Source organism: Cellvibrio sp. KY-GH-1 (assembly GCF_008806975.1).
In the GTDB taxonomy this organism is placed as follows: Bacteria; Pseudomonadota; Gammaproteobacteria; order Pseudomonadales; family Cellvibrionaceae; genus Cellvibrio.
In genome coordinates this window covers 5659427-5681536 of the sequence record NZ_CP031728.1, presented here as the reverse complement: position 1 = coordinate 5681536, position 22110 = coordinate 5659427, and the positions used below count along the sequence as shown (strand labels likewise).

Genomic DNA, 22110 nt, shown 5'->3' with positions numbered 1-22110 from the left:
TGACTGGATGATTACAGAAATATGACAACCGGAGTGTCTTATTGACGGGGCAAGATTATATAAAGAAATGAATGGCTGTACTGTGATAAATCCTAGCTTTAAATCAAAAATTCACACTTTTTGCACTATTTTTGCGCCTTAAATCGTATTTAAGGCACTTATATCATCCATAAAAGTGCAAATGAGGATACATATTACTCAAAATGACTGATAACGCTATCTTTATAAAGACCTTCCAACAACAAAACTGCCTGTTTTTTAAGCAAATCAAAATCGGAATGCTGTAACTCTCGGGCAATGGTTTGCAGTTGAGCGATTAAAGGTTGATCAACCGATTGCAATAAAAACAACAAGCGCGCTGTCAGTGGATTAGCTGCAACAAAACAAACCTTGTCATTGCGATTACGGTAAACCAACAAATGTGTTACTTCCGGCGTCAAATTGGCGTGGGTCGCAGAGACTTTCTGTACCGGGTTTTGGTAACTGAGGCAGACCGCCACTGGTGAGACTCGCGGGCGAGAGTCATCAAGATCCTTTGGCCAGACACCCGCCTCGGGAATGACCTCAGTACTTACATCCAATGCCAGCTCAATCCATTCGTAATGTACCAACTCCAGTAAATACTCAGGGTCGCCTTCCTGCAGTCCACGCTCCTGCAGCAAATATTGCACAAACTCGTCACTGAGCTGTAAAAAATAGGGAGTCTGGCAATAGTGATGTGCGATAAAGCTGCGGATTAATCTGTGCCATGCATCATCCGTTAGAATTGAGCGAGTAACAGGAAATACATTAGCAATAAAATTCTCAATATTGTTGTAAATCAAATCGCGATAAATATGCAAACGACGTTCTTCCACTTGCATGGGCGCCGGGCTCGCTTCCGGTGATCGCAAATAACGCGCGAGCTCCAGTTGAGTGTGTTGGAAACTTTTCATAAGACACTCTGCTGGCGAATTTTAATTTCATTGAGTTCTGCCAACAATTCAGGCAGCGGCGGGATATTAAAATCGCGCTCCAACAGTGTTGGTTTCACGCCAAATAAGTCGTAGGTTTTTTCCAACAATTGCCACACCGGATGAATCACCGGTGCACCGTGAGTGTCTACGCGCAAATCTTCCGCCTCTTCATAATGCCCGGCGATATGTACGTAAGCCGTGCGCTCACCGGGAAGACTGGCAAGAAACTCATAGGGATCATACTTGTGGTTGATGCTGTTAACGTAAATATTATTTACATCCAGCAAGAGCGCACAATCGGCCTTTTTCACCACGGCATTAATGAATTCGCTTTCACTCATTTCCTGCTGTGGAGCGTAATAGTAGGAAGAGTTTTCGATAGCAATGCGCTGCCCTAAAATGTCCTGCGCCCGCAAAATGCGTTCAGCCACATATTCAACGGCTTCTTCAGTAAAGGGAATAGGCAACAAATCGTATAACTGGCCCTGATCACTGCAATAGCTCAGATGCTCACTGTAATAGCGAATACCGTGCTCACGCATTAATTGTTTGATCGAATGCAAGAGGTCAGTGTTTAAGGGTGCGGGGGAACCGATAGAAAGGGATAATCCATGGCAGACAAAAGGAAAACGCTCTGTGTAGGCCCGCAACTGTTTTGCTAAACGGCCGCCAACCTGAATCCAGTTTTCTGGAGCAACCTCCATAAACTGAATATCGCTAGTGTTCAAATCTGCCAAGGTTTTCATTAGCGTCCGGCGCAAGCCAAGGCCTGCACCGGAAACAGCTGCTGAATAATTGCCAGCTGCATCAGCCATAAAGATTACTCAGCTTTTTTCTCTTCTTTTTTATCGGCGCCGCATTTAGCTTCACCACACTTATGCTCGCCTTCTGCCTTTTTATCAGCGCCGCACTTGTGTTCACCTTCAGCTTTTTTATCAGCGCCGCACTTGGCTTCGCCGCACTTATGCTCACCATCAGCTTTTTTGTCGGAGCCGCATTTTGCTTCACCGCACTTGTGTTCGCCTTCAGTTTTAGTCGCGCTGTTATCAGCCAAGGTGTAACCTGCTTGCAGTTGAGTTGCGCTAAAGGTGGTATCTGCAGCGGACGCTACCGGAGCCAAGGCGGCGGAAGCAACGAACGCAGCACCAATCATTGCGGACAGGTTAGAAATTTTATTATTCATGGAAAAACTCCTTTCGTTCAATAGTTACAGGGTGATAGAAAATGTCATCGGATTTTTGTACCACTAAAGCAAACTGATATTAACCGCATTACCTACTAAATAGCTGGGCCTTGCTCACAAGCTTGCCACACCTACCCTCGCCCAGTTCGCTGTTGGTGACTTATAGACTAGCCTCATTTGACTTTGTTACAACACCAACACATATTTACCCTATTATTTATCTCAGCCTAATTTTTCGCCGGCTATTGGCTACCCTTGGGCTTGTAAAAGAGCTTGCTCCCACTGCTTATCCAAGCGTTTGTCGGATACTGGCACCTGGGTCTTCAAGGTCTGGGCGAATAAGGAGATGCGCAGTTCTTCCACCCACCAACGGTATTCCATCAGCTCCGACAACTGCCCAAGGCGATAATCACCTTCCTTCGCCAGATAATCTGCGAGGCGCTGCCAATGCGGTGCGACCTCTGCCAGCTGCAACTTATCTTTCTGGGAATTTAACGCCGCCTTCTCCAGCCGTTGCTGGATGCCGCGCATATATTTGGGATACTGCTGCAACCATTGCGACGGTGTCTTGTATACCAAACCAGGGTAATAGAGCTGCGCCAGCTGTTGATTGATGTCACCAATGGTATACGCGAGCACCAACATATTTTTTTGTTGTTTAAGCTGCTTTTTAATCTCGACCAACAGTTTCAAACTGGTAATTAATTGATTCGCCAGCTCTTGCGCGTGGGAAATTAATTTATCTTTGATCGTTTGCAATAAAGACTCAAACAACGATTTTTCGCGCGGCAATTGCTGTTGATCGGCAAAAGCTAGTTGTTTGATAGCTGCCATAATTAAATCATCAACCACCTGATCACGGCTGCCAATTCCTGCCAAGGTCAGCGCAACCTCCTGCCCTTTTAATAATTCTTTGTGTAAATATTTAACAGTTTGCCCAAGGGATAAATACGTTAAGCGTGTTAAGCCGCGTTGAGTAAAATCCAAGGCTTGCAAAGGATTATCCAGCACCTGCAAGGCCACACTGGAATTTTTATCCACCAGTGCGGGATAAGCACGAATACTGATTCCACCACGTGGCAACTGTATAGCCTGTGGCAGTTCATCAAAATCCCAGGCAGTAATACCATCGCGTTCAATATCGGTTGCTGCCGACTGGATATTTTGCTGCACTTTTTCACGATACTTTTCGCGTAGCGGATTCAACTCGCGGCCACTCGCAATTACTTTGCCTTTGTCATCTACTACATGGATATTAAAGCGATAGTAATCATCCACATTGGTTTCCAACCAGGCTTCTTTCGGAATATCCACGCCCGTAAGGCGTTTTAATTGTACCCCCATGGCTTCGCTGAGCGGTTTATTGTCAGGCGTAATTACAGCCAACAATTTATCCACCAAATCCGGCACAGGTACAAAATGTTTGCGCAGGTTTTTAGGCAGGGATTTAATCAAGCCGATGCATTTATCGCGCAACATACCCGGTACTAACCATTCGAGCCGCTGCTCGGGCACTTGATGGAGGACGCTCATAGGTACGTGGATACTCACACCATCAAATGCATGCTTGGGTTCAAAATGATAACTCAGCGGAAACACCATGCCACGCCATTCCAGCTCATTGGGGAATTGCGCTTCGGTGATCTCACCCGCACCGTGCCGCATTAATGTTTCTCGCGTGATATACAGCAATTGCGGGTTGGTTTGCTCCGCTTTTTTTCGCCAGGATTCAAACCCGGCGAGATTTACCACATCAGATGGAATTCGATCGTTATAAAAATCAAAAATAACCTGTTCATCCACCACTATATCGCGCCGGCGAGACTTTGCTTCCAACGCTTCCAACTGCAGTAACAATTGCTGTTGATGCGTATAAAAATCCGTGAAGCCTGCTTGCTGCTGCAAATGTTTGCGCTTGGGGTGCTGCGCGTACTGGCCTTCCACCAAGGCTGCGCGAATAAATACTTCTCGCGCTTGCGCTGCATCTATATGGCTGTAGTTAACCGATTTTTTCTCAACAATCGTTAAACCATAAAGCGTAATTTTTTCGTAGGCCATTACCTGGCCTGCGCGCGAGTCATAATGAGGTTCGAAATGTTGCCGCTTGATCAAATGCTCTGCTGCACCAATCACCCACTCAGGTTCAATTTTCGCTACTGTGTGCGCAAATAATTTGGAGGTTTCAATTAACTCTGCCGCCATCATCCACTTGGGCGTTTTCTTCGCTAGCGACGAGCCGGGGAAAATCGCAAATTTGCGATTACGCGCCCCTAAATATTCACGCTCTTCGTGATTGAATCCCAAATTTCCCAACAAGCCGGTCAGAAGCGCTTTATGAATAGATTCGTAATTCGCAGGCTCGCTATTAATGCGAAAACCCAAATCCTTTATCGCCACGCACAACTGGTGGTGCACATCGCGCCATTCGCGCAAACGCAAGTAAGATAGAAATTCTTTTTTGCAGAGTTTGCGCAGCTGATTTTGTGAGAGTTCCTGACGCTGGGTTTCAAAATAATCCCACAGGCTGACATAACCAAGGAAATCCGAATGCTCGGACCAAAAACGGCGATGCATTTGATCAGCGGCCTGTTGCTTTTCCACCGGCCGTTCGCGCGGGTCCTGCACCGACAACGCGCTAACAATGATTAATAGCTCGCGAATACAGGATTGCTCCTGCGCCGCCAACATCATGCGCGCCAGGCGCGGGTCCAACGGCAGTTTGGCCAACTGCTGGCCCACCGGCGTTAACTGGTTTTTGCTGTTAACCGCGTGCAGCTCTTCCAGCAATTTAAACCCATCGCTAATCAGGCGATGATCAGGTGCATCAATAAATGGGAATTTATGAATATCGCCCATGCGCAATTGCAGCATTTGTAAAATTACGGCGGCAAGGTTGGTGCGCAGAATTTCAGCATCGGTAAACTCAGGGCGGGACTTAAAATCGTCCTCGCTGTACAAGCGAATACAAATACCTTCCGCCACACGCCCGCAGCGACCCTTGCGCTGATTCGCGCTCGCCTGCGAAACCGGCTCTATCGGCAAGCGCTGCACTTTAGTGCGATAGGAGTAGCGACTGATACGCGCAAACCCCGGGTCAATGACATAGCGAATACCCGGTACGGTGATCGAGGTTTCGGCTACGTTGGTAGCCAATACAATACGGCGGCCGGTGTGAGGCGCAAACACTTTTTGTTGCTCCGCCAAACTCAGACGCGCGTAAAACGGAATGACTTCCATATGGGCAAATTGGGCTTTGCGCAACGCATCGGCGGCTTCGCGAATTTCGCGCTCACCACTTAAAAACACCAGGATATCGCCACCGCGCACACCCGAACCGGTTTTTTCATGCAGCTCGATTTCGCGCACCGCATCGACAATCGCCGCATATTGATCCGGCTCGGCATCTTCACCCTCACTGTTTTCAAATTCGTAGAGCGGGCGATACCAGACATCCACCGGATAGGTGCGACCGGAGACTTCGATAATCGGCGCATTGTTAAAATGCTGCGAGAAGCGCTCCAGATCGATAGTGGCCGAGGTGATAATTAATTTTAAATCCGGGCGCTTGGCCAACAGCTGCTTTAAATAGCCGAGTAGAAAATCGATATTCAGACTGCGCTCATGGGCTTCGTCGATAATCAGCGTATCGTACTTATTTAAAAACGGATCATGCTGGATTTCTGCCAACAAAATACCATCGGTCATCACCTTGATCAGGGTGTTTTCATTGGATTGATCACTGAACCTGACCTGATAACCCACCTTTTCACCGAGTGTGGTTTTTAATTCTTCGGCGATGCGATTGGCAACAGTATTGGCGGCAATTCGGCGCGGCTGGGTGTGACCGATCAAGCCCTTAACACCGCGACCAATACTTAAACAAATTTTCGGAATCTGGGTCGTTTTACCGGAACCGGTTTCACCGGCGAGCACTACCACCTGATTAGCGGCAATAATTTGCGCAATCTCTTCACGCTTTTCGCACACCGGTAACGCAGGGAATTCAATATCAGCAGGAACAAGCTCTTGACGGCGCATAACTTCGGCTTGCGAATGCGCAAGCTGTTGTTGCCATTTTTCCAGCGCTTGATCAAAAGGCTTCTCGGCACGCGCGAGCTTTTCGATCTCGCTTAATCGGCGAACCAACTTGTGATAATCGCGCCCCATTACCTGGGTAACGGATTGCTTGTAACTTGACCAGGGATTAGACATATCAACTCGACTTGCTGCGCCGATACCAAACATTGATCCAGCGCTATAACAGGGACTCAACTGGCCGTGGATGATAGGTAACACAGCCGGCCCCTGCAAGTCAGTTTTTGTAGCGCGGGCCCCATACGTTTGGACACTCTGGACAGCCTGCACCTCCCCAAGACATTAATAGGATGACGGTGGGTCCGACGCCTGCAATAAAATACCGCGACCAATAAAAAAGCCGTGACTGGTTTTCCAGCCACGGCTGCTTTTGGTATACACAATCACTTACTCCACAAAATTTTCACAAATCCCTTACCAGCCTCGTCCTTATAATGCGGCTTATTGCAACCAGGCCACGCGCACTGAGTCTTGCTGTGAAGTTTCAATACCTTTTTCCCAACAGCTAAACATAGCTTCGAACCCCTGAAAAATATCATCAATCATCTGCTCCATTTGCGAACTACGTATAGTGCCTTCCGCTCGCGCTGCTTTTTTTGTCTTCGGCTCCGCGGAGTCCAGCCAGCTACCCATAGTGTGCTCAGATTCTTTGTCGTAATGATGCTCCCCAAAATACACCAACTGTTGATAGACACCCATACGCTTGGTCAGTACATTCAAGCTTTCAATAAACGCGGCAAATGCGGCTTCCAGGCACTCGATAATTACCAGTTTTTCTTGCGCATTTTTGCAGTTGTTTATCAGCACAATAATGTCGTAGATTTGACGACGAATCGCCGCATTCTGTGGTGCCCATATTAAATGCAAGCTATCAGAAAATTTTTCTCCTCCCCAGGCGCTATCCGGCAATTCCAGAGTCTCCAAATCATGCAAAAACCACAACCAATGGTCGCTATCTTCGGTGCAATGTTCGTTCAGCAGAAATTCGGTTTGATTACTGGGAAAGGGAACGCGCAAATACTCCAACAAATCCCTGAAACCCAACACGAAAAAGCTCATGAGCGGCACAAATGAAAAAATGGATTTATCAGGATATTCGGAGTTGCGTAGATGCTGACAAAAAGAATGCTCAGCCAAATGGTTTTTATGTTGTTCAATAGCAGCAAATACTTTATTCATTGGAATGACTCCTTATTAGTTATTGAAAGTGCGTCAATTTTTTGAACAAAAATCAACCCACAAGTCCCTAACTGCAAGACTCTTTCCAACTTATCGATTAAATTTGTAAAAAAGTTTATGCATTCGCCGCAACCCCCAAATCACCCAATGCATTTTTAAATTCATCAAAGTGATAAGGCTTACGCAAATAGGCATCAGCCCCCACGCGCATCGCTTTGGCTTCATCATCGCCAAAGGTAAATGCACTAATAACCAATACCGGAACCTTGTCGCCGCCCTTGCGAATTTTTTCTACCAACTCGAGACCGTTAGCATCAGGAAGCTGCACATCCATCAGGATACACGTCAGATTATTTTTATAGCGTTGATACAGTGTCATTGCCTGGGCACCATCCTCTGCCATGCAAAAATCAACTCCCAGCTTTTTTAACATCCCGCTAATAACCATGCGATTAACCGGGTTGTCTTCCACGACCAATACCAAGGGTCCGGCACGATTTATCTCATCGTCGATATCTACAACTGCTGGTTGAGGCAAGCTCCCTTTTTTCGACGGATCATCTCGCCGCGCATTTTCTGCAGCAATCGACGGTGTGACATATTTTCCACTAACGATGCCCACCGGAATTTCACATTCAACACGCATTCCCCGACCCGGCGAGGACGCTAAATGAATTTGACCGGACATCAACGTAATCAATTCACTTACAATGCTTAACCCCAAGCCCATACCGCAATGAATGGATTGCGCATCGCGTTTAAAGGATTGCATCAAGGTTTCTAAACAATCAGCGGACATACCCACGCCGTCATCAGTCACTTCGATGCGCAACCGGGATGTCACGGAATCTAGATGCAGGCCAATCGTTACTGAGTGGCCTTCACTGTGCTTTAAGGCATTATCAATAATGTTTAAACAAATTTGGCGCACTTTGAGCGCATCAACGTAAATCCATTGCTGATGACTCTCATGGTACTGATTTATTAGACGCACATTCCCCACACCGGCGGACGCGTAATGATCGAATAAATCGTTAATCAGTTGCTGGATAGAAATCGCTTTGGGGTAGAGCTTTACTTTCCCAGATTCCAATTGGGATATGGTCAACACGTTGTCGACCATATTCAACAGCTCGTTGCTGGAGCTGCGCACATGACGAGCGAGCTCCTCCTGATTGGCAGTAAGCTCCGTCCCCAGTAATAAATCGTTCAACCCCATGATTCCATTAATCGGCGTGCGAAAATGATGGCTGACGTTCGCCAGAAAAACCGTTTTAGCACGCGACGATTGCTCGGTAATCACCAACGCCTGCTCCAGTTCATGGGCTGTTTTTTGATGGCTGGCAACCTCATCACGCAACTGGCGCGTTAATTCATCTGCCAGGAAATTATTGATGATGCACGGCAATAGCACGCCAAATAACATGCTAGTCGCAATAACCAGGGTGTAACCAAATACCGCAGCTTCGGGAATCGGGCGTAAAAATGGATAATCAATAAAATGTAAGCCATTGATTAACAGGACTATGGCAAAAACACGCACCAGTGTATTGGCTTGTTTATTTTTCAGTATTTGCAGCGCATAGCTGATTTGCGGCGCCGCCACTGCAATCGCAGTGGCCAATGCGAGCTGCGCAAAACTTCCCCCGGCAACATAAATTGCAAGCGTGACTATGAGCGCAAGACCAAAAATGAACCAATAGCTACGAAACGAAAAAGGCTGATGAGCAACCAAGGCAAGAATGCGACATAAAAACCAAGTAGTAATAATGTACGAAGAAAAAGCCAGGACGGTACCGAGTGTGGAATTTAACAACGCCCCTTGCGCCGCAATATTCAAAAGCGTACTGCACCAAACCCCTACCAATAGACCAAAAATTGCCTTGCGATAAATAACCCACAAAGCGACGGCCACAAAACCGTTGAGTAGTAGTAACAGCGGGTAAACCCACAATAATGTTTCTAATGGCCCCACGCCTGATTCCCCCGATATAGTTAGGGGAATTCTAGCAGCTGATTCAACAAACCATGGCTAACGAAGAACAAAAAACTCCCGATGAGGGACGAGCTAGAAACTAATATTCAGCGACGTGACCAATATCACAGGTGAATTAAGCGCCAATGCATTTCACAATGACGCTCGCAAGTGAAAAAAGTGATTTTTTTATTCTTCTTCTGAAAGTTGGCTAGCTAGAACTTTATCTACGCGACGACCATCCATATCCACAATTTCGAATTCCCAACCTTTTAATTGGATTTTGTCGCCCGTTGCCGGCACACGCCCCATGATCAACATCATTAAACCATTGAGCGTTTGATAACTACTCTCTTCCGGCAAATCATCAATGTGCAAGCAATCTTTAAAATCGACAATAGAGAGCATACCATCCAGCAGCAGCGAGCCATCATCGCGACGTACGATATAGGCGTCCTCACCTTCCTCGCCAATAAATTCGCCCGTCAACGCCTCCAATAAATCTTGCAACGTCACCAAGCCACGCAACTCGCCATACTCATCGACGACGAAAACCATTTGGGTCCGCGAGCGTCGAAAAAAATCCAGTAGCTCCATGGCGGTGAGGCTCTCAGGCACCGCCTGACATGGCTTGGCAAGTTCAGCGAGATTCACTTTGTCACCACGAATAGCCGCCGCCAATAATTCTTTTGCGTTAATTACGCCGATTAAATTGTCGTTTTGTTTCGTGCACACCGGAAAACGTGAGTGCGGTGATTGCATTACACGTTGATAGTTCTCTTCAACCGTCAGCGCAGTGTCCAGATACACCATATCGGAGCGCGGCACCATCAACGACACTATGTTGCGATCTTCCAGGCGCAACACGTTTTTCACCATAGTGTGTTCTTGCTGCTCCAGAATTCCGGTGCTGGAGCCTTCATCGAGAATCGCGTGGATATCCTCTTCTGTAACCTGCTGGTTTTGATTGTGGTGAAAACCCAATACCCGCATGAGCGCACGCGTCGATCCAGACAATAAACGAACAAACGGTTTAGTCGCGAGCGCAAGCAATTGCATCGGTTTTGCCATAATGCATGCAATACGCTCCGCACTCAGCTGGCCAATTCGCTTAGGGACCAGTTCACCCACCACTATCGACAAATACGTCACTACTACAACAACCAAAACAGTAGCGAAGTTATCGCTAAGATGGGGGGGAACTCCAATACTTTGTAACCAAATAGAGAAAGGTTCAGCGAGAATTTTTTCTCCGTAAATACCATTCAAAAGACTTATTGACGTAATGCCAATTTGTACAGTGGAAAGAAATTGCGTGGGGTCTTCAGCGAGCTTTAGCGCGATTTGCGCCGAGTTGCTGCCTTTATCCGCAAGAATTTGGAGACGGGATTTTTTGGCAGTAACAATGGCGATTTCCGACATGGCAAACAAGCCATTGAGCAGAATCAAACCCAACAATATAAAAATTTCCATGAATTCCTGGGGACTTCATCAACAAGGGACGCCGAGTATAACATCTTGATGTGACAGGCAAAGACCCTGGTGCTCTTAAGCGACAGCCTGAATAAGGCGAACTTTTGATAGAAATAAATGATCCGCCAGCATTGGTAAGCCCCGACTAGACTCTAGAGGTGTGTTTAAAAGACAAATCTTTACCATCCCCAAGGATTAATAGGACGAGGGATTTATGAAAGCACTTCGCACGCCAGACCAACGCCCCCAGTCTGCCAGCAGCGAACCGCTGGCAACCAATACCGCTAGCCGCTTCCAGCTCGCCAGCGACGAAGCACTGCTCATCGCCAATCACTTTGCCCAATATCTGCAGCCGAGCATCGCGACCAACTACCATTTGAAACGTGAGGTCTACGCACTCCGTCATCAGGTCTATTGCGAGGAATTGCACTTTGAAGAGGAAAAACCGGATCAGATAGAAACGGATGAATTCGATGAGCGCGCGATTCACTGCTGTATTCGTCACCTCAGCTCGCAAAACCTGGCGGGGACACTGCGCCTGATTACTAGCAATTCGCTTACCGAGCAGTTACCAATCCAACAATTTTGCGGCCAGGCGCTAACGAACAGCGACCTGCACCCGGATCGGTTCTTACCGCGGGAAATCTGCGAAATCTCCCGTCTGGCAGTACCCGCAAGCTTTCGTAAACGTCAGGTCGACCAATTTGAGGGCGGTGCCACCGGTGCAATCAATGAAGCCAGTTTTTCCGCTCAGGAACTGCGCTTCTTTCCTTATATCGCAATTAGCTTGTACATGTCCGCCATTGCTATGACTTATCGAACACGCCGTTTCCATGTGTTTGTGATGATGGAGCCACGCCTGGCTCGCAGCCTGAGTTTTGTCGGCATCTACTTTCAACCCATAGGGCCGGTAATCGAATACCACGGAAAGCGCGCGCCCTATTACATAGACTCACGTCAGATTAAACCCGGCCTATCACCCGGCTACCGCAAACTGCTGGGGATTATCCAGAACGCGCTTTTTTATCCGCCTGCGTGAAAAGAGCGAATACCAACGGAATCTTGATTGCATTTGATAATGAGAGGAATTACTATTAGAGAAATTTTCAACATTATTTCACACTTCCGGCTTTTCCTTACCCAGCATGCTATCCAAAAACGCGTCTCTCTCCTCACTTCTGCTTGTGATAGGTCTGCATGCCGGCATTCTTGCCGCCGTGGTTATGGCGCGCACCGAGCCAAAACCGATTGAAGTGGTAGTGCCTACTATTCAAGGGGCCATTGTTATGGCCGCACCTGAAGAACCATCACCACCTCCACCGCCTGAGCCTCCGCCACCACCCCCGCCGGAACCAAAGCCGGTGCCGAAGCCTAAACCCTTACCTAAGGCACCGCCATCCGAGCGCGCCGTAAAAGCACCCGAGCCGCCACCGCCGCCGCCCGTTGAAACACCGGCCGAACCACAAAAGCCCGCTGAGCCACGGCCAGCACCGGTATTACCACCGAATGCGGATGCTAGCGAACTCAACAACCCGGCCCCCGGATATCCCGACATATCCCGCCGATTAGGTGAAAAAGGGACTGTGACCCTGGAGATACTGGTAAAAGCCGATGGCAGCGTCGGTGAGGTAAAAATCAAGGAATCAAGCGGCTTCAAGCGATTGGACATGGCTGCCGTTAATGCCATAAAACGCTGGCGATTTATCCCTGCCAGCCAGGCAGGAATCGCCATCGACTACCGGTACGAAATTCCCTTTGAGTTCGGCATTCGCCCGCCCAAATAAATTATCGCTACAACAACTATTTCACTGAACAACAAAACAACGAGGTTGTTATGGATTCACCCTACGGAATTACCGCCCTCTGGGCACAAGGCGATGCCTTAATTAAAGGCGTGGCTGTTATCTTGTTAGCTATGTCCATCGCCAGTTGGTGGGTGATAGTCGTGCGCGCCTGGGGCTTGTTGCGTTTGCGTAAATCTGCACAGGGTTTAAATGATTTCTGGCACGCACAAAGCTTTGCAGAAGGCTTGCGGACACTGGGCGAAGATCGCGCGACACCTTTCCGCCACTTAGCAGAAGAAGGTCAAGCGGCGCTGGATCACCACAGTAATCACAAAACAGATTTGCACGGTCACCTGCCACTGGGCGAATGGTTAACGGCGTGTTTGCGCGGCTCTATCGACGAAAGCGCCGAACGCTTGCAGCGTGGACTCGCTATTCTTGCCTCCGTTGGGTCTACTGCACCCTTCGTCGGTTTGTTCGGTACTGTATGGGGGATTTATCACGCGCTGGTTGGTATTGGCGTAAGCGGCCAAGCCAGTATTGATAAAGTTGCCGGCCCGGTGGGTGAAGCCTTAATCATGACGGCGTTTGGTTTAGCGGTAGCCATTCCCGCCGTGTTGGGTTACAACGCCCTCACGCGTACCAACAAGGGCGTACTCAATAAGTTGAACCGTTTTGCGCATCAATTGCATGCCTACTTTATTACCGGCAGCCCACTGCAAAATAAAAATACCATTACCAAACTCACTCCGCGTAAAGAGGGTTAAGCCATGGCGTTTGGTGGTGGACTCGACGACGATACCGAAGTCATGAATGAAATTAACATGACGCCCCTGGTGGATGTTATGTTGGTATTACTGATTATTTTTATTATTACCGTACCGGTGTTAACCCATTCGGTAAAAGTGGATTTGCCGCGTGAAGACAACACGCCAAATGAAATCAAACCGGAAACCGTAAATTTAGCAGTCAATGCTGAAGGCACTATTTTTTGGAACGACACACAAATCGCTTACGAAGAGTTGGAAGCTCGCCTCAGCGCTGAAGCGGGTAAAAAACCGCAACCGGAAGTGCATATTCGCGGCGATAAAGCGGCTGCCTATGAACACGTGATAAAAACCATGGCTGCGGTCCAGCGAGCCGGAATTTTAAAATTAGGCTTTGTAACAGAACCCGGTAACTAGCCGGGTTGTGTTTTTCAGAACTCGCATATCTGCACTAATGTTCACCTTAACGAACGATTGGGATGAATACATTTTTTGCCGTCGGGCGCGCCAGAATTTGCGCCGCATAATTGCGCAACACACTTCCATTTTTTACCAAATCAGCATTGTTTGGCCCACCAATAAGATACGTCAGGGCCGGTGCCAGCATTATATCGGCCAGGGTAAATTGGCCCCCAACCAAAAATTCTCGCTCACCTAATTGCCGCTCAAGAACGTCAACAAGGTTAAGTACAGCGGGGATTGACGCAGTCACTACATCCATACGCACGCTGTTGTTTTCACCTTTGGGAAATAAAAATTCCAACAAATAATCGCGTACGATGACTTTATCGACATAGGCGGTGATAGCTGCACACCACTGATCCACTTGTGCTTTTTGCCAGGGGTCTGACGTTTGCAAACGCGCCTGATTGTAGGTGTTATCCAAATAGCGACAAATACTTTGGGTTTCGTAAAGCACTCGCCCATCGTCTAACAATACCGGCATTTTCATAAATGGATTCAAGGGTTTTATCGCCTGGCTACCCATTCGGTATTCCTGACCATTTACCACCGGACCCAAGGTGTAATTCAGGCCAATTTCTTCACAACAAAATTGCACTACGCGAGTAAACGCACTGAACTGCACACCAACAATATGCAGTGAATGATTCATCTGTAGCTGATTCATAAATAGCTCCTATTAAGCTCCTTGGTAATTCACGTAAGAATGCCTGGCCAGCCTTGGCAATCATCTGCCCCCGCTATAATATGATCAAGAACATATTTTGATTATTGTTATCGCTCGTGGAGAGGCGACACTATGGCTTGGAAAGAATCCCATAAGCTCGAATCGCGTCAACGCATACTGGCCGCTGCTGCTGAATTATTTACTCGAAAAGGGTTTAATCAAGTTGGAATAGATGAAGTAATGCTCGCTGCCGGCATGACACGCGGCGCTTTCTACGCGCATTTCAATTCAAAAATTGAGTTATATGAAGAAGCTATATTGAGTGCAGGCATAGCCGCTGCACAGCGCTTTAGTGAAGATACCAATCATCTGGATCACATTGTCGATAGCTATTTGAGTGAAGCGCACCTGCATTCTCCCGACATTCGCTGTCCACTCGCGTGTTTGGTCAGTGATGTCGCGCACGACGATGAACGGGTCAAGCAAATCTATACTCGCCTGTTTAAAGGCTTTACACATCACCTGAACAAAAAAGATCGCAGCGACCCCAACACTGTTCTGTTGCAATCCGTGTTAATGATTGGCGGCCTGGCGTTGGCGCGCAGCTTGACAGACCAAACTCTCGCCAAAAAAATTCTGCACCTCAGCGGACGAGCGGCAAAGACAATTCACGCACAATAAACAACTGACAAATCTAATTCATGAACGAGTCGACAATTACACACAGGGGCATGATACGCCTGGCCGTGCCGATAATTCTTGCCAATATGGCGGTGCCGCTGTTGGGGTTAGTAGATACCGCTGTCATCGGCCACACCGGCGATACCAGTAACCTGGGGGCAATTGCATTAGGTTCACTGGTATTTAATTTCGTGTATTGGGCCTTTGGCTTTTTGCGCATGAGCACTACGGGTTTTACCGCACAGGCTGCCGGTGCGGGAAATCACCGGGAGGTTACTGCCGTGTTTGGTCGGGCATTATTGACGGGCGGATGCATCGGCCTGCTACTAATAGCGCTGCAAGTTCCGCTAATTCACACGGCCCTCTGGCTACTGAATGGCAGCGATGCGGTGGAAAGCCAAGTAAAAATCTATTGGGATATTCGCATCTGGGCCGCACCAGCCACACTCGCCACCTATGCCATAATGGGCACCTTGATTGGACTGGGAAAAACCAGACAGTTACTCTGGTTGCAGCTTTTTTTAAACGGCATAAATTTGCTGCTGGATGTTTTGTTTGTAGTAGGTTTTGATTGGGGTGTCCGTGGAATTGCCTGGGGAACACTCGTCGCCGAATGGAGCTGTGCCATTGCCGGTTTATTTATGGTATTTACTCTATTGAGTAAACCCAATGAGCCAGTCTGGAATTGGTCATCAGTATTAAATCGCGCGGCCTTGATGAAAACGCTCAGCACCAATGCCGATATTATGTGGCGTACCCTGTTTTTATTGAGCGGGTTTGCCTATTTTGCCAATCAGGGCGCAGGCTTTGGTGATACCACGCTCGCCGCCAACCATATTCTGCTGCAATTTATCGCTTTCTCTGCATTTTTTCTGGATGGTTTTGCATTCGCACTGGAGTCGCTGGTAGGAAAAGCGATAGGCGCGCGCAATCAACCATTTTTCAATCGCGCGATCACCGTATCCAGTCAAATAGCCGCCTGCACCGCATTATGCTTAATGTTGCTAATTGCATTTGGTGGTACTGCGGCAATCAGCAATTTAACCAGCATTAGCGCGATACACACAACCGCCAGCACTTACCTACCCTATGCAGCTATTTATGTGCTGGTTTCATTTGCGGCGTTTCAACTGGATGGAATTTTTATTGGCGCTATGCGCAGCAGGGAGATGCGTAATGCATCATTTTTCTCATTGCTAATTTTTATTGCGTGCGCTTTGGGGATGAGCCGACTCTGGGGCAATCACGGATTATGGATCGCCTTTATCGTTTACGTCGTCGCACGGGCGGCAACCCTGGCTTATTACTACGCCGGGTTGCGCCGGCAATTAGATTAATTGGTTAATTTATGCTGTGCCAAATACTTTTTAGCCAATGTCAGGTAGCGCGGTGTGGGGCCAACATCTTCATAAATTGCATCGCCCAGCTCATCTGTTGCGACCACTTTAGTGCCCTGGATATAAGGAAAGCTAGCCTCCAATTGACCCAGTGCAGCGGACAATAATTCGCTAATGATTTGTTCTTTGGAACGCTTTGGATACATTTCCGCCAAGGCATCCAATTTTGATGCGTCCTCCACTGTCAAACGGACATGGTAAGTCTCTTTGGTTAAATTACCATGCGCATGGTTTTCCCAATGCTCAACCAATTGTTTTAAATACATAATCACCTCGACATGATTAACTCACCCTTCGGTTTCAGTGTAGCCAAACATTTCCCAACGGCGTGCTAAAAATGGGTTGAGAATTATAAAAATGTGATTCGCAATTGATTTTATATAACGCACAAACTCACGCTGCGTCATTGTTATGAACTTATCAACTACAGCTTAGGAATTGCGCTTTTTAAATACCAACCAGGCGGCAAAACTGGTGCCACTTAATATCAAGCCCGCCACTAGCCAAAACCCGTGTGCCGATTCAGCCAGTGGAATTCCACCCACATTCATTCCCATCAAGCCAGCTGTAATATTGATGGGCAAGGCCAACACAGTCACGATGGTTAACACGTAAAGGCTGCGATTGTTTTGTTCATTTACATGCGCCGCCAATTCTTCCTGCAATAATTTAATTCGCTCTTGTAGTGCGTTCATATCGCGCAACACCACGGTGAATTCCTCCGTAGACTGGCGTAATTCTTGCCGATCCACGTCATCTATCCACGCCGGAGGAAGCTGTAACATACGAAACAAGGATGCAGGTTCCGGAGCAAGAAATCGCTGCAGTCGCACCAGCAAACGCCGCAAACCACCCAGCTCTGCGCGAGTAACACCAAGCTTACCCAAGAGCAAACGGTCCTCGCCCTGATCAACTCGCTGGGTAACACTGCGCAATATATCCACCAGCACACTCTCTTGTTGATGCAACAATCGCACTAATAATTCGATAGGTGAACGGATGATCTGCCCGTGCTTTACCGCTTCACGCAAAGCGTCAATTGAGCGCAGGGGCTTGGCGCGCGCGGAAATAACCAGGCGCGGATGAACACTCAACCAAAGGGTGGCAATTTCGGACGCCTCGAGGGAAAAGTCGTAATGAAAATCGTTGATTACTGCCAGTAGTGATGACTCAACCAATTCAATGCGAGTGGAGTGTGAGTCCTCGTGCAAGGTGTCAAAAAACTCATCCGGCAAATTGCCATGTGCGTGCATCCATTTAAGTGAGCCCGTATGCGCGAGATTGAAATGAAGCCACAAGAAACCTGCACCCCTCTCTACGTCAGTGAGACTTAGCCAATCACGCGCCTGATTACTATCCAATTCTCGCGCCGGCCCGTCCGGTGTTATCAGGAATCCACAAATTACTCCATGCTGATCGGTACCATAATTCGCAAACGGATTGGCCATACTCACTCCATCATCAGTGTCATCATAGACAGAAATAATATGCTCGAATTATTAAGATAGTTAGCAACAATTACTCCACCCATGAATAGCGTTGCCGTTGCCACCAAAAGTCAGGGGAATATCTCACACGTTTTATGTGCGACTGCGTACAGCCTTGCCAAATCTGGATACTTATACTGAATGAACATTCCCCAATCACGCCATCGATGGAAATGGGAGAACAGGTTGTAGTAACCACAAGGAGCGAGACTATGAACGTTTTACAACGCCTTTCCAACCAACTGAGACTCTTGGCAGACTCAGACACCGCATCCTGGATTTTGGTCTACGCAATCACGGCCCTGTCGCTGAGTGTTTCCATCGCACTACTCAATTCTGCAAACTACTTTTCGATCTAACACACAACCGTTATAGTCTCCCGAGTTTTGACTCGGGAAGACCAACTATGAATGACAACTTAGATCTGGGTAATATAGGTATTACTGACCTGGATAACGAAACACGCAAGCTAATCCGTGACACCCATACGGAATCCGACGATAACAGTGAGCGCATCCGCAAGCTGGAAAGCAAACTCACCAACCTATCGCTAGTCACCGAAGCCCTCTGGACACTGCTGAACAAGCGCACCAAGTTGACCAATGAAGACCTGGCAGCCAGCATCCAGGAGGTTATACAAACGCGCCGCACCCGCGAGGAGAGCAAGCTCACCTGCGTAAAGTGCAAGATGCAAAACTCCATCAACCACAAAAAATGTATGTACTGCGGAGGTGAGCTACTGGGCCACACCGAAAAGAGTTTATTTAATTTTTGAAAATACGCTGGCCGGGTGTTATCGGGTTGACTAGTATCCTAGAACCAAAAATCACAATAACCTTAACTGCCGAGTTAACCCCTATGAAGCTAAAAACTCTCTCCCTGGCGATGGGCCTGATGTTTGGACTAAGCACCCAAGTCAATGCGGCCGATACCGCTTTCAAATGGCCCAACGGTGCCAAAGCAGCGGTAAACCTGGCCTATGACGATGCACTGGACAGCCAACTGGATAACGCTATCCCGACGCTGAACAAATACAAGCTCAAAGGTACTTTTTACCTGAACGTGGTCAGCCCCACGCTGAATACCCGCTTGGAAGAATGGCGCAAAGCCGCTAAAGAAGGGCATGAATTGGGCAACCACAGCATTTTCCACCAATGCTCTAAAAGCAGCCCGGGGCGCGACTGGGTAGCAGCAGACCGCGATTTGGATAAAGTCAGCGTCACTCAAATGCAAGATCAGGTAAAAGTGACCAACTCGTTTTTACATGCAATAGACGGCAAAACCGAGCGCACCTATACCCCACCCTGCATAGATTTGAATGCCGGCGGTGCTAACTACGTTGATGGTTTAAAAAGTGAATTTGTTGCTTTTAAAGCCATGGGCGGTGGCGTCACCCCGGATATGAAAACACTGGATCCATATCGCGTAGGCGTAGACTTCCCAAATAACGTTACCGGTGCGCAGTTAATTGCAATAGTTAAGGACGCCGCCGCCAAAGGCACTATGGCGAACTTCACCTTCCACGGCGTTGGCGGAGATCACCTGGTCACTTCCAAAGAAGCGCACGACGAACTGCTGAAATATCTTGCTGACAATAAAGATATCTACTGGACCGACACGTTCGTCAACATCATGAAATATGTAAAAGAGCAACAAGCCAAAAAATAACAGCGCAAAAAACGTTAACCACCAAATAGCCCGGCAGTGACCGGGCTATTTTTTGCGCCGCATATTTTCTGTCATAGCCTTGTGGCTAGATAATCAACAATCACCATCCAATATTTTCATATACATTGACGGTGGTAGTTGATTAACTAACATCAACGATTGAGAACAAACAACCTGAGGGAATAACTATGTCTTCCGAAAATCGCACCCCCGTGGTGTTGGCGCCGGGCGCCGGGCGCGCTTATAACATGGGAAGAATATTCGCATCGTTCAAAGCCGATGGCGATGAAACGGCGGGCGCTTACTCAATTTCAGAGTGGTGGCTGGAAGCTTACACCACTGGCCCCGGCGCACACGCCCATAGCGAGGATGATGTGTTTTATGTGCTGGAAGGAACTATGAGTTTTTTGCTCGGCGATAAATGGGTAGATGCGCCCAAGGGTTCTTTTGTAATTGCCCCCGGAGGAATAACACACGACTTTGAAAATCGAGGCCCGGTACGTGCCGGTGTACTGAATTTTTCAGCGCCCGGAAATTTTGAACAACATATGCCGCAAATTGTTGCCTGGTTTAATGAGCACCCTCCTGGTGATACCGGACGCTAACATCTTAAAATGAAATATTTTTTGTATCCGCCAGCAATTCATTAATCGCAATAAATTGTTTGTTGGCGTTTAACGCCAACAACTCCTCAGTAAAATGCTTTAATTTGTGATCAGAGAATTCGTCAGTGTCCGTATCGACTAACTTATAATTGTGAAACACACTCACTGTTTTGCTCGCCTCCAAATTCTGTTCCAGCAGCAAGTTGTTAACCCTGTCCTCTGTCATGGACAGGGTGCGTGTAACATTTCCAGAGCGATGTTCAGTGATGTAACGATAATCAGGGTTACTGATCTCGCGATTTTCAATGTCAAAGATGCCTTCAAAGCGATTATTTACTAATTCAAAACTGGATTCCTGTTTGATCAAGGTCGTATCAGCATAAGACTCCACACGTGTTTGCTGTTCCAGCGTTAACTTCAGCATAGCGGCTTGCGCGTAGAATTCGTGATTATGAACAACCTTCGAACTAATACTCGCGGTAAAATCAGGCAAGCCTGAATCGAACGAGGCGCGAGTCGCGTCAATCGCAGTATCCGTTTCCAACGTTTTAGGGACGTAAAGGAATTGATCAAACATGGACGAAAATGCATCCAAAATAAAACGCCGCGATTTATTGTCCATATTGGCATCATCCGTTGCCTGGCGAATGATCTCAAGGTAAGGCTCAAGCGCATTGGCATTTGCGTTACTGCTCTCCGCCAATGTATGCAGGTCGGTAGTAATATCCACCTTATAACCACGCACATCACTCGCGCTCAAGGTTTGCGTTTGTGTCTGCTCGTTTACTTTGAATTCGTAGCTATGCTCGACAAAAGTATCCCTGGGTGCCGGGCGCTTCAGTGTAAAGCTAAAACTGCTAATGACGCTGGTATCTATGTCTTTCAAATTGCGCAGTTGCGTGGTATCCGTCCGAAAAAATTCATCGCCCATTTGCCCCAATTTTTCCGCGAGTTCCCCAAGGGCCTTTTGTTCAGCATCTCTCAGTGAACCATCCACCTTAAACGAAAACTCCAATGTACTGCCAATAACGCCAATATTTCTACGCAACAACTCAATGTGAATTTGATCGCCGTCTTTAGTCTTAACACTCAAGCGCACAGACTGATTATCCGATGTTGGCTGTAAGCCAAAATTCGGGGAAGAACTCTTTACTGCCTGTTCTTGCGTTACCTGCAAGCGCCGCGCTTCATTGCGGAATTCTGTTGTTTCACGACTCAGTGCAGCTATCTGACCAAAAACACTACTGATGGATAGCGTGGCCTTTTTCGCACTGGCCGCGTTGAGCGAACTCAGTAGATTGTTTGAAAGAGATAAGGCTGCTTGCCCTTTGGCTTTATTGTCACGCAGCCCACTGATAAATACCGGAGCCTGATCATAAGTGACTGGCATTTCTCGCGCCTGGAAGCTGATCTGATCATTCGCGGCTGGTGTAATGGTAGCAGTAATGCCTGCCTCATTCGCGTCCGCGGGCTTCACAGAGGTCGATTGTGCAGAAGCGGGTGCAACAAAGGTAGGGGTCGCAGTAACTTGCATATCAAATCTCCGTGGCCTATTTCATCCAGCGTTTCACTGCTAATAACTATCGTTTATCGGCCGGGATTAAAAATAGTTGAGCGCCATAGCAAGACTCCACGCAATAACCAAGCTGCCCCCCATCTTTTTTAATATAAGAAATATTCTCATTGGATAGTGTTTTTCATTGACTAGCACAGACATACAAATGATAATTA

The 22110-nt window shown here is 47.6% G+C and carries 21 protein-coding genes; 10 read left to right on the top strand and 11 right to left on the bottom strand.

Going from position 1 to position 22110, the window contains the following annotated elements:
* Nucleotides 1-194 precede the first annotated feature (194 nt).
* From D0C16_RS23595 to D0C16_RS23565, 7 genes are all read right to left on the bottom strand, one after another.
* Nucleotides 195-935 carry a DUF2063 domain-containing protein gene (locus D0C16_RS23595; RefSeq protein ID WP_151034687.1) on the bottom strand — a complete coding sequence of 247 codons (741 nt, stop codon included), beginning with the start codon at nucleotides 933-935 and terminating at the stop codon, nucleotides 195-197.
* A complete protein-coding gene (locus tag D0C16_RS23590) occupies nucleotides 932-1771 on the bottom strand; it encodes a DUF692 domain-containing protein (RefSeq protein WP_151034686.1) in 840 nt (279 codons plus the stop codon). Before D0C16_RS23590 ends, D0C16_RS23595 begins: the two co-directional genes overlap by 4 nt.
* Before the next feature lie 5 nt (nucleotides 1772-1776).
* The gene (locus D0C16_RS23585) at nucleotides 1777-2139 is read right to left on the bottom strand and encodes a hypothetical protein (RefSeq protein WP_151034685.1); all 363 of its coding nucleotides are present in this window, start codon (nucleotides 2137-2139) and stop codon (nucleotides 1777-1779) included.
* A gap of 249 nt (nucleotides 2140-2388) precedes the next feature.
* Nucleotides 2389-6351 (bottom strand): ATP-dependent RNA helicase HrpA, encoded by a 3963-nt coding sequence (gene hrpA / locus D0C16_RS23580; RefSeq protein ID WP_151034684.1) that lies wholly within the window; start codon nucleotides 6349-6351, stop codon nucleotides 2389-2391.
* Nucleotides 6352-6675: 324 nt separating this feature from the next.
* Complete coding sequence (locus D0C16_RS23575; RefSeq protein WP_151034683.1) at nucleotides 6676-7413, bottom strand: hypothetical protein; 738 nt, start codon at nucleotides 7411-7413, stop codon at nucleotides 6676-6678.
* 115 nt (nucleotides 7414-7528) lie between these two features.
* Complete coding sequence (locus D0C16_RS23570) at nucleotides 7529-9388, bottom strand: ATP-binding protein (RefSeq protein ID WP_151034682.1); 1860 nt, start codon at nucleotides 9386-9388, stop codon at nucleotides 7529-7531.
* A 189-nt stretch (nucleotides 9389-9577) separates the two neighbouring features.
* A complete protein-coding gene (locus D0C16_RS23565; protein WP_151034681.1) occupies nucleotides 9578-10861 on the bottom strand; it encodes a hemolysin family protein in 1284 nt (427 codons plus the stop codon).
* Between the two features lie 214 nt (nucleotides 10862-11075).
* Here D0C16_RS23565 and D0C16_RS23560 point away from each other — a divergent pair, with 214 nt between their 5' ends.
* From D0C16_RS23560 to D0C16_RS23545, 4 genes are all read left to right on the top strand, one after another.
* On the top strand, nucleotides 11076-11900 hold the full coding sequence (locus D0C16_RS23560) for a PEP-CTERM/exosortase system-associated acyltransferase (protein WP_151034680.1): 825 nt from the start codon (nucleotides 11076-11078) through the stop codon (nucleotides 11898-11900).
* Between the two features lie 106 nt (nucleotides 11901-12006).
* Complete coding sequence (locus D0C16_RS23555; RefSeq protein WP_151034679.1) at nucleotides 12007-12645, top strand: energy transducer TonB; 639 nt, start codon at nucleotides 12007-12009, stop codon at nucleotides 12643-12645.
* A 50-nt stretch (nucleotides 12646-12695) separates the two neighbouring features.
* The gene (locus tag D0C16_RS23550; protein WP_151034678.1) at nucleotides 12696-13412 is read left to right on the top strand and encodes a MotA/TolQ/ExbB proton channel family protein; all 717 of its coding nucleotides are present in this window, start codon (nucleotides 12696-12698) and stop codon (nucleotides 13410-13412) included.
* Between the two features lie 3 nt (nucleotides 13413-13415).
* On the top strand, nucleotides 13416-13829 hold the full coding sequence (locus tag D0C16_RS23545; protein ID WP_151034677.1) for a biopolymer transporter ExbD: 414 nt from the start codon (nucleotides 13416-13418) through the stop codon (nucleotides 13827-13829).
* 46 nt (nucleotides 13830-13875) lie between these two features.
* On the opposite strand, the gene D0C16_RS23540 is transcribed toward D0C16_RS23545, so the two are convergent.
* Complete coding sequence (locus tag D0C16_RS23540) at nucleotides 13876-14541, bottom strand: glutathione S-transferase family protein (RefSeq protein ID WP_151034676.1); 666 nt, start codon at nucleotides 14539-14541, stop codon at nucleotides 13876-13878.
* A 132-nt stretch (nucleotides 14542-14673) separates the two neighbouring features.
* Between D0C16_RS23540 and D0C16_RS23535 the strand changes: the two genes are divergently transcribed.
* Both D0C16_RS23535 and D0C16_RS23530 read left to right on the top strand, forming a co-directional pair.
* Nucleotides 14674-15222 carry a TetR/AcrR family transcriptional regulator gene (locus tag D0C16_RS23535; protein WP_151034675.1) on the top strand — a complete coding sequence of 183 codons (549 nt, stop codon included), beginning with the start codon at nucleotides 14674-14676 and terminating at the stop codon, nucleotides 15220-15222.
* 50 nt (nucleotides 15223-15272) lie between these two features.
* Nucleotides 15273-16559: an MATE family efflux transporter gene (locus tag D0C16_RS23530; RefSeq protein ID WP_225318833.1), complete on the top strand. Its 1287-nt coding sequence runs from the start codon at nucleotides 15273-15275 to the stop codon at nucleotides 16557-16559.
* Here D0C16_RS23530 and D0C16_RS23525 read toward each other — a convergent pair.
* Nucleotides 16556-16885, bottom strand: a complete 330-nt coding sequence (locus D0C16_RS23525; protein ID WP_151034673.1) for a type 1 pili tip component — start codon at nucleotides 16883-16885, stop codon at nucleotides 16556-16558. The two genes, D0C16_RS23530 and D0C16_RS23525, sit on opposite strands and share 4 nt — an antisense overlap.
* A 165-nt stretch (nucleotides 16886-17050) precedes the next feature.
* Nucleotides 17051-18067, bottom strand: a complete 1017-nt coding sequence (locus tag D0C16_RS23520; RefSeq protein ID WP_151034672.1) for a transporter — start codon at nucleotides 18065-18067, stop codon at nucleotides 17051-17053.
* 251 nt (nucleotides 18068-18318) lie between these two features.
* On the opposite strand from D0C16_RS23520, the gene D0C16_RS24285 reads away from it, so the two are divergent.
* The 4 genes from D0C16_RS24285 (at nucleotide 18319) to D0C16_RS23505 (ending at nucleotide 20379) form a co-directional block, all read left to right on the top strand.
* On the top strand, nucleotides 18319-18465 hold the full coding sequence (locus tag D0C16_RS24285; RefSeq protein WP_191968608.1) for a hypothetical protein: 147 nt from the start codon (nucleotides 18319-18321) through the stop codon (nucleotides 18463-18465).
* 47 nt (nucleotides 18466-18512) lie between these two features.
* Nucleotides 18513-18881 (top strand): hypothetical protein, encoded by a 369-nt coding sequence (locus D0C16_RS23515; protein WP_151034671.1) that lies wholly within the window; start codon nucleotides 18513-18515, stop codon nucleotides 18879-18881.
* An 83-nt stretch (nucleotides 18882-18964) separates the two neighbouring features.
* The gene (locus D0C16_RS23510) at nucleotides 18965-19774 is read left to right on the top strand and encodes a polysaccharide deacetylase family protein (RefSeq protein WP_151034670.1); all 810 of its coding nucleotides are present in this window, start codon (nucleotides 18965-18967) and stop codon (nucleotides 19772-19774) included.
* 188 nt (nucleotides 19775-19962) lie between these two features.
* Nucleotides 19963-20379, top strand: a complete 417-nt coding sequence (locus D0C16_RS23505; protein ID WP_151034669.1) for a cupin domain-containing protein — start codon at nucleotides 19963-19965, stop codon at nucleotides 20377-20379.
* A gap of 4 nt (nucleotides 20380-20383) precedes the next feature.
* On the opposite strand, the gene D0C16_RS23500 is transcribed toward D0C16_RS23505, so the two are convergent.
* Entirely contained in the window at nucleotides 20384-21913 is a 1530-nt protein-coding gene (locus D0C16_RS23500; protein WP_151034668.1) for a hypothetical protein, read from the bottom strand.
* Nucleotides 21914-22110 lie beyond the last annotated feature (197 nt).